This window comes from Agathobacter sp. LCP21S3_B2, from assembly GCF_052118705.1.
Taxonomy (GTDB): Bacteria; Bacillota; Clostridia; order Lachnospirales; family Lachnospiraceae; genus Roseburia.
The window spans coordinates 46,708-55,868 of record NZ_JBQKGQ010000021.1 but is presented as its reverse complement, the minus strand read 5'-3'; the positions used below and the strand labels follow the sequence as shown (position 1 = coordinate 55,868).

The window sequence follows — 9,161 nt, the reverse complement described above, 5'->3', positions numbered from 1 at the left end:
AAGGAGTAAGACCCCTTGAAGACTACAAGGTAGATAGGGCAGAGGTGGAAGCATGGCAACATGTGGAGCTGACTGTTACTAATAGGTCGAGGGCTTAATCTGGTTAATAACTGAGAAAAACAAGTACAATGAAATACGGATTTTGCAGAGGTGTCTGCATAAATTTGGATTTGAATCGAGATGATTTTTTCGGTGTGGATTACAGAAAAACAAATCAAATTTGTATGAAGTTTTGAAGGTACAAACTTATTAAATATGAATTATTTAAGACATCCAATGAGATGTCTTTTTTTTGTGAAAAATAATAAAAAATAATGAAATAATAATTAAAAACTGCTATAATGTTTTCAGTTACTTATCGAAAATATTAATTTATTAAGGAGGTTGTTATGGAACAAAAGAAACAGGAGCCAATTCGTGATGCGAGGCAGCTTGGAAAGGCCAAGATGCTTATTCTTGGTTTGCAGCATATGTTTGCTATGTTCGGCGCAACAATTCTTGTGCCTATTCTTGTATCAGGATATTTTCAGAAGGCTTGTGGGGAGCCGCTTACCAGAGGTCTTTCTGTATCGGTTACCCTTTTTTGTGCAGGCTTTGGCACGCTTATATTTCATCTGTGTACAAAGTTTAAGGTACCGGCTTTTTTGGGCTCGTCATTTGCTTTTTTAGGAGGCTTTTATACTGTTGCAAATCTTGACAGTGGCATGTATGCAGATATGGCTGTCAATGATAAAGCAGCGTATGCGTGTGGTGGAATATTTGTTGCAGGTATGCTTTATTTTGTGCTTGCACTGATTATTAAGCTGGTTGGAATCAAGCGTGTAATGCGCTTTCTTCCACCGGTTGTGACAGGTCCTATTATCATATGCATAGGTCTTTCACTTGCCGGGTCAGCTATCAATAATGCTTCAACAAACTGGGTGCTTGCAATTATTGCGCTTGGAGTCATAATTATTTTTAATATTTGGGGGAAGGGCTTATTTAAGATTATTCCTATTTTAATGGGCGTAATTATTTCATATGTGTTTGCACTAATCATGAATGCTGCCGGGATTACAAATCCTGATGGTTCAACAATCCTTGATTTTACATCAATTGCATCATCTGCCTGGGTTGGAATACCTAAATTTCAGTTTATGAAGTTTGATATTACGTCAATCCTTGTTATGGCACCTATCGCTATTGCGACAATGATGGAGCATATTGGCGACATGTCAGCTATTTCTGCTACAGTAGAGCAGAACTTTATTGCTGATCCGGGGCTTCACAGGACACTTATAGGTGATGGAATTGCGACTGCATTTGCAGGGGCCATTGGTGGACCGGCTAATACAACATATGGTGAGAATACAGGAGTACTTGAGCTGTCCAAGGTATACGATCCGAGAGTTATCCGTATTGCTGCTGTTTTTGCTATTGCACTTTCGTTTATTCCAAAGTTTTCAGCCGTGATTTCCACTATGCCTTCAGCAATCATTGGTGGAGTTTCATTCATGCTTTATGGAATGATTTCAGCAATAGGAGTCAGAAATGTGGTTGAAAACAAGGTAGACCTGACAAAATCAAGAAATCTGATTATTGCGGGTGTGATTTTTGTATGTGGTCTGGGCTTTGGAGATGGACTTACATTTACAGTAGCAGGAACATCAATTACTCTGACAGCACTTGCCATTGCAGCAATTGCCGGAATTTTCCTCAATGCCGTTTTACCGGGAAATAATTATGAATTTGGTAAGAATCCGGATGGGGATGCCAGCCGTGGAGTATATATGATGAATACAGATGATGATGACGATGAGGTATAAAAAGAAAGTTATAACGATGAAATAAACAAATCAGAATAGGAATTTATTACAAATTTCATTAAACATTAAGAAGTCATTAACAATATTTTACTTGATAAAATCAGGTATATTATCTACAATAAACTGGTGTGGTGTTCTTTATAGGTCACGACACCAGTTTTGTTATTGGAAAGGTAATCTGTTTCATGGATAAGAAAAAAATATTCTGGGCAATTGCGTCAGTTTTTATAGCTGCTTTAAGTATATGGGCTGTTATATCACAAAGCAGGAATTTTTCATTTGATACATTGAAAAGCTTTATTTCGGGAGCTGATAAAGGCTGGCTTCTTGCAAGCTTTGTATGTACATTTGGATTTATCTGGTTTGAAGGATTTGCGCTTGTCAGAATTGCAAGACATTTTGGATATAAGACCAATGCTTTGGATGGAACGGTTTATGGTGGAGCTGATGTGTATTTTTCTGCAATTACACCTTCTGCATCCGGGGGACAGCCTGCAAGTGCGTATTTTATGATGAAGGACGGCATTCCAGGATATGCGACAACAGTAGCATTACTTATCAATCTTGTAATGTATACACTTGCGCTTTTGACAGTCGGAATTTTATCTATAATATTTAAATATCCTATGCTTGAAAATTTTTCTGTTTTATCCAGAGTGTTTATAGGTATTGGAATCATAGTGCTTATATTTCTTGCCTTGGTTTTTTACATGCTGCTGAGGAAAGGAAAGATATTGTATGGCATATGTGATGCAATAATTCGTCTGATGGAAAAAATACATGTCATCAGACACGGTGATAAACTTAGAAAAAAACTTAAAAACACAATGGCTGAGTATCAGGAATGCTCTAACAGCATTACAGGACAGACAGGGTTTCTTGCAGAGATTTTTTTCTGGAATATGATGCAGCGTATGTCACAGCTTTTAGTCTCATTTATGATATTTATGTCTATGGGAGAGGGTGTGAAAAAGGCTATGGACGTCAGTGTGATACAATGCTTTGTTGCCATGGGCTCTAATTGTGTTCCGATTCCGGGGGCAATGGGGGTTGCTGATTATATCATGATTGATGGATTTAAACAGCTTGTGGGAGACAATGCAGCTAATATGGAGTTGTTGTGTAGAGGAGTAACATTTTATGGAAGTGTATTGACAAGTGCATTTATTATTTTAATTGGATATATGTTAAGAAGAGTAAGGAAAAAATAATTTGGTACTTTTGTGCAAAAAAAGGTTGTTAAAGCATGGTAATTGTGATATTATTTCTAATATAGCTATTGACATGTAACAATTATATTTATGAAATGTAGAAAAGTAGATAGAGGGTTTTTATAAATGGAGTACAGCGGTTCATCAACAAAGGAACAATCCTTTGTTCTCATGATGAATAAAACATTTCTTGCCATACATATTATGTTTTTCTTCCTGTTTACATCTATAGGTGTTGACCTGATGGCAGGAGTGAACATGATTAGTATATGTTTTTATTTTCTGGGATTTAATATTGCAAAATGCAAAAAAATAAATATATATCTGTATTTAGTGGCTGTAGAAGTGCTTATTCATATGGTATTAGCAGTTTTTAGTGTTGGTATGGAGTGCAATTTTCAGCTTTTTTTGATAGATGTAATGTATTATTTTTTCGTGTTGGATTATGTGATTAAGAGAAAAAAGAAGAAAGGCTACAGCGCAATCATCTTAAGCTGTATTTATTCAATTACGATTATTTTGTTGTATACATTTGAAGACATGGTAAATCCGATTTACAAGCTGGATCCAATGGTTATCAGGTGTCTTTCAATAGCGATTGTATCAATTGTATTGTTTTCAATTATTATTACCATGCTTGTTTTATCTAATTTTCTCGCTTCAACAGAAGGTGCTATGGAAAAGAAGGCGCAGTTTGATGCATTGACAGATTTGCCGAATCGTTTTTACATGATGGCACAGCTTAAAAATTTGTTTGAGACTAATTCGCAGGGGGGTTATTATCTTGCGATGATTGATATTGATGATTTCAAAAAGATAAACGATACCTACGGTCATAATGTGGGAGATGATGCTCTTAAGATTCTCTCACGTACTATTGTGGAGAAGGCCCGTGGAACAGAGCTTAAATACTGCAGATGGGGAGGAGAAGAGTTCCTGCTCCTTGGAAAATGTGTGAACGGAGAGGTTCCAAAGGATTATCTTGATGAAATAAGGATTGCTGTAAATGACAAAACGATTTGGACTTCTCTGGGCAGTGGCAAGATGACCGTAACCATCGGTGCGGGGAAGTATAAGGTTGGACAGGATTATAAGGAATGGATCAGTTTTGCTGACAAGCAGCTTTATGTTGGAAAATGCACAGGTAAGAATAAGGTTGTGTGTTGAGATATAATTCAAGGCCTTCATATATATTGTTAAAGACACATATTAAAGATTTTATCGAAACAATAAAATTTATAATAAAATTTATAATGAAATTTATATTGAAATTACAAATTCATAATGAATTTACAAATTTTAGTTGCATGAAGTCAATAACTGTGATAGAATATTGACTGTTCGTAAGATGCCGGCATGTCGGAATGGCAGACGATGCAGACTCAAAATCTGTTGGGCGCAAGCCCGTGTGGGTTCAAGTCCCACTGCCGGCACTATTTGTAAAACCCCGTAAATCCAAGATTTTCAGTAAAATCAAGGGTTTGCGGGGTTTTTCTTTACTTACAATCTTTCAAAAAATTAAAGAAATTAGGGTACTTTTAAGAAAAATTTGCCCCAAAATTGTACCCAAAAAGGTACCCAAAAATCTGCCATATAGGCTGTAATACCAGATAGCAAACAGGAGCATTATGATGATAAAAAAGATTTATAAAAAATATGAAATTATATTCAATGTTATATTTTTCTCGATTTTCCCGATTACGGCTTTTTATCTTATGGAGTTCTACGAACATAATCCATTTGAAGAAGTCAGATTTATGGCGGGATTTTTTAATATTATTTTGTTTGAGCTGATTGCCTGGATTCTTTATTTTGTTACGGGCAGGGCGAAATGGGCACTTCGTGCAGTTTTTATCGTGGCCATGGTTTTTGGACTGATTAATCATTATGTTATGCTTTTCCGCTCGACTCCTTTTGTTCCATGGGATATTTTTTCAATTGGTACGGCGACAAGTGTTGCATCCAATTATGATTTCGCACCGACTGCAGGAGTAGTTGTTGTTACAGTTATATTTATAGCTCTTATTATGCTTATGCATTTTGTTGATTTCAGAATTAAGTGGAAATTCAGGTTCAGACTAATTCCGACAGTGCTTGGATTACTTGCGCTGTGTCTGTTTGTGAATGCCCTGCAGGATGAGGATTTCCAGACGGACAATTACCTGTATCCGTTTCTATTTACACCTGCATATATGACAAAGGTGAATGGAATGGCAGTGACCTTTGCGATGGATCTTAAGTTTGTGGCGGTTGATAAGCCTGATGGGTATAGCAGACAGAAGGCTAAGGAGCTGCTTGACAGCTATGCCGGTACAGATGATAATTCAGATGAAGCTGCCGCCTCAGATAATTCTGCCACTATAGATGAAGAAGCTGATAAAGATAATGCAACTAATAATGCAGCTAATAATACTGCAATTACAGATAAAAGTGATTATCCGAATATTATAGTTGTGATGGATGAGGCATTTTCAGACCTGTCAGTGCTCGGTGATTTTGATACAAATACAGACTATATGCCGTTTGTGCACAGTCTTGAAAAGGGCAATGAGAACACTATAACAGGATATCTGAATACGTCTGTATGCGGTGGAAATACCGCCGATACCGAGTTTGAGTTTCTGACAGGAAATACGATGGCTTTTCTTCCGGTAGGAAGTATTCCTTATCAGCAGTATATCAAGAGCACGACACCTTCCCTTGCAAGCTATTTAAAAAGCATAGGCTACGCAACGTATGCACAGCATCCGTACTATGGCAGTGGATGGAACCGGGATACGGTCTATCCTCTTTTGGGATTTGACAATCTTTCGTTTATGCAGGATTATTCTAATCAGAGGTTTGTGCGCAAATATATAAGTGATGAGACATCCTTTGACAGGATTATTGAGACCTATGAGAACAAACCGGATGGTCAGCCGGCATTTATATTCAATGTCACTATGCAAAACCATGGTGGATACACGGATACATACTACGGCTTTGACAATACGGTGACAGCTGATAAGCTCAATAATTCTGCGCTTGACCAGTATCTTTCTTTGATTAAGCTGACAGATGAGGATTTAAAGAGCCTCATTGAATATTTCTCAAATGTGGATGAGAAAACTATAGTGGTATTTTTCGGTGATCATCAGCCAAATGATACTGTGGCAGGCTCTGTTCTTGCAGCAAACGGCATGGATTATAATAATTTATCAAATGAAGAGCTTAAGCTGCGCTATCAGGTGCCGTATGTTATCTGGGCAAATTATGATATTGATGAGGCGGAAGGAAAAGACACGAGTGTTAATTATCTGGCTGCAAACGTACTTAAAGCGGCAGGTGTGCCGACAAATAACTATCAGAGCTTTCTGCTAAAGCTGCAGGAGGAGTATCCAATTATATCAGCGGTACGCATGGATAAAACTGCAGATAAGACATCAGATAAAGCATCAAATAAATCAGACAAGGCAACCGGCAGCAAAAAGAAGCAGGCCGATTCGGATATGCTAAACGATTATAAGCTTTTGCAATATTACAGACTGTTTGACTGGGAGGATAAGTGATGAATTTTGTTAAAAAGCATCCACTTTTGACAGCGTTTTTAATTCCGTTTTTCATATGTATAATCATCTGTATAGGAAATGGTGTATATCCATTTGGCGATTACTGCCTTTTGCATATGGATTTGTATCACCAGTATCTGCCTTTCTTTAATGAGCTGTGGGAGAAGCTAAGAAATGGTGCGAGCCTCATGTATACATGGAATATCGGGCTTGGCAGTGATTTTGTATCGGTATTTGCCTATTATCTGGCGAGTCCATTAAACTGGCTTGTGGTGCTTTTTCCAAAGAGCCATATTATTGAGTTTATTGAACTGCTTATCATTTTTAAGATTTCGCTTAGCGGAGCAACATTTTTCTATTTTTTGAAGGAGCACTTTGTGCTTCTTGGAAAGGATAACAGGTATCACGATAATACATTTGTGCCGGCATTTGTTTTTTCTACGGCATATGCGCTTTCCGGATTTGTAGCTGCGTATAGCTGGGATGTCATGTGGATGGATGTTGTGGCAGTTGCACCGCTTGCGATAGTAGGACTTGAGAAGCTTGTGCGGGACAAAAAGCCGGTGCTTTACTATGTATCACTGGCACTTTGTATATTGTCAAATTATTATCTGAGCATCATGCTTTGCATCTTTTTAGTATTCTGGTTTGCATGGCTTTTCTTTACGCAAAAGGGCGGTAAAATGGCTGCAATTGTGAGATTTGCCGTTTACTCGCTTTTGGCTGGAGGCACTGCGATGGTGCTAATCATCCCGGAGCTTATCATTTTAAGCTACAGCGGTTCGTCGGGCATCGAGTTTCCAAAGCAGATAGAGTGGTATTTTAATCTCTTATCAGAGGTCGGCAGGATGTGTACGACAGCAAGCGTCTATGAGGGTGCAGAGAACTGGCCGAATCTGTATGCCGGAGCTTTTAGTGTGATGCTTTTGATACTGTTTGTGCTCAACAAAAGGATTAATTGGAAGAAAAAAATAGCTCCTATATTGTTTGTGTTGTTTTTCATGGCAAGCTTTGCCAATAAACAGCTTGACTTTATATGGCACGGACTGCATTTTCCGGATTCGCTGCCTGGCAGACAGTCGTATCTGTATGCATTTCTTGTATTGACCATAGGCTATGCTACAGTAAGAAAGTGGCGTGGCATAAGACTGTGGCATATTGGCGTGGCAGTGGTATTTGCATCGGCGCTTATGGCAGTAAGCACGATGTTTGCCGATGAGGATGTGACAGAGTATTATGCAGTTATCATAAGCATATTGTTTGTTGCGCTGTACGGCATTATGACAGTACTTTTAAAGCTTGCAGCAAGGAAAAACAGGGAGCTTTTGATGGTCATAACATGCGGTATTGCGATTGTGGAGCTGGCTGTCAATATGGCTGTGACAGGACTTGGATGTACCGGCAGAAGCAGCTACAATGCCAATGTGGACGATATGCAAAAGGCACTGGAGCTGGCAAAAGAGGATGCAGCTGACAACGATGTACCATTTTACAGGGTTGAGGATACAGGCCGACTTACTAAAAATGATGACACACGATACGGCTATGCTTCTGGAACACAGTTTTCTTCCCTGATGAATATAAATGTGAGCCATTTCTATCAGGCTCTTTATATGGAGGGAGGCAAGAATTTCTACTGCTATAACGGTGCCACACCTGTCACGTCAGCCATGCTTTCGGTCAGATATATGGTTACAAAATCAATACAGCCACAGAATGAGCTGACTACACTTGTGGGAAAATGTGGAAATCACTATCTGTATCGGAACAACTACACGCTTCCGCTTGGTTTTATGATGGATGAGGGAGTGATTGATGAGTGGAAGCCATCATCGTCATCGAAAATCTATTCGATTAATTCCATTGGCAGGCTCCTTGGCGCAGCAGATGATACGCTGACCCTGACAGAGTGCACTCAGGATGAAAATCCGGGAACTACGACTCTCACCTTTGACCATGACGGATATTATTATGCAGCATACGATTCGTGCAGCACTGACAGTCTGACATTCAGCCACGGAGAGTATGAGACCACATACTCGAAGACCACTCACAGGTATCTGTTTGACCTGGGATATGTGAAGGCGGGGGAGACAGTTTCCGTCACAAACACTGATGCCGATGCTGTGAGGTTTAATGTATACGAACTTTCCATTGCTGCAGTTGAGAGTGCTTACAATACACTCAATGAGCAGACACTCTCGGTGGATGATTTTTCAGATACACACATAAGCGGACACATTGATGTGAAACAGGCAGGACAGCTTGTGCTTTCTATTCCGAGTGAAAAGGGATGGACTATGAAGGTGGATGGGAAGGATGCAGAGTATGAGGATTTTTCAGATACCTTTGTGAGCATTCATATGGATGAGGGAGAGCATGAGATAGAGCTTTATTATGAGACACCGGGGCTTAAGGCAGGTGCAGCTATAAGCGCAGGCTGTGTGGGCGTCTTTCTGCTGCTTTTATTGTTGCGTCAAATAGTTAAGAGACGCAGCCGTTTAAAGCGAACAGTGACAGATAGCGAATGCACTGACAGACAACGCATACTGTTCATTTATGCGAAACACAGAATGTTCAAATTGTAATAGTATAAT

The 9,161-nt window shown here is 39.0% G+C and carries 5 protein-coding genes, 1 tRNA gene and 1 rRNA gene; all 7 read left to right on the top strand.

The window, feature by feature from the left end; all coding sequences use genetic code 11:
* A 23S ribosomal RNA gene (locus ACTQ1L_RS13340) occupies nt 1-102 on the top strand; the annotation flags it as partial.
* Between the two features lie 287 nt (nt 103-389).
* Nucleotides 390-1,805 (top strand): uracil-xanthine permease family protein, encoded by a 1,416-nt coding sequence (locus ACTQ1L_RS13335; protein ID WP_441367646.1) that lies wholly within the window; start codon nt 390-392, stop codon nt 1,803-1,805.
* A 185-nt stretch (nt 1,806-1,990) separates the two neighbouring features.
* Entirely contained in the window at nt 1,991-3,016 is a 1,026-nt protein-coding gene (locus ACTQ1L_RS13330) for a lysylphosphatidylglycerol synthase transmembrane domain-containing protein (RefSeq protein WP_441367645.1), read from the top strand.
* Nucleotides 3,017-3,142: 126 nt separating this feature from the next.
* Nucleotides 3,143-4,183 (top strand): GGDEF domain-containing protein, encoded by a 1,041-nt coding sequence (locus ACTQ1L_RS13325; RefSeq protein WP_441367643.1) that lies wholly within the window; start codon nt 3,143-3,145, stop codon nt 4,181-4,183.
* Between the two features lie 183 nt (nt 4,184-4,366).
* Nucleotides 4,367-4,449 (top strand) — tRNA-Leu (locus tag ACTQ1L_RS13320).
* A 198-nt stretch (nt 4,450-4,647) separates the two neighbouring features.
* Nucleotides 4,648-6,564, top strand: a complete 1,917-nt coding sequence (locus ACTQ1L_RS13315; protein WP_441367649.1) for an LTA synthase family protein — start codon at nt 4,648-4,650, stop codon at nt 6,562-6,564.
* Nucleotides 6,564-9,152: a YfhO family protein gene (locus ACTQ1L_RS13310; protein WP_441367642.1), complete on the top strand. Its 2,589-nt coding sequence runs from the start codon at nt 6,564-6,566 to the stop codon at nt 9,150-9,152. The genes ACTQ1L_RS13315 and ACTQ1L_RS13310 overlap by 1 nt, the downstream gene beginning before the upstream one ends.
* Nucleotides 9,153-9,161: the final 9 nt, after the last annotated feature.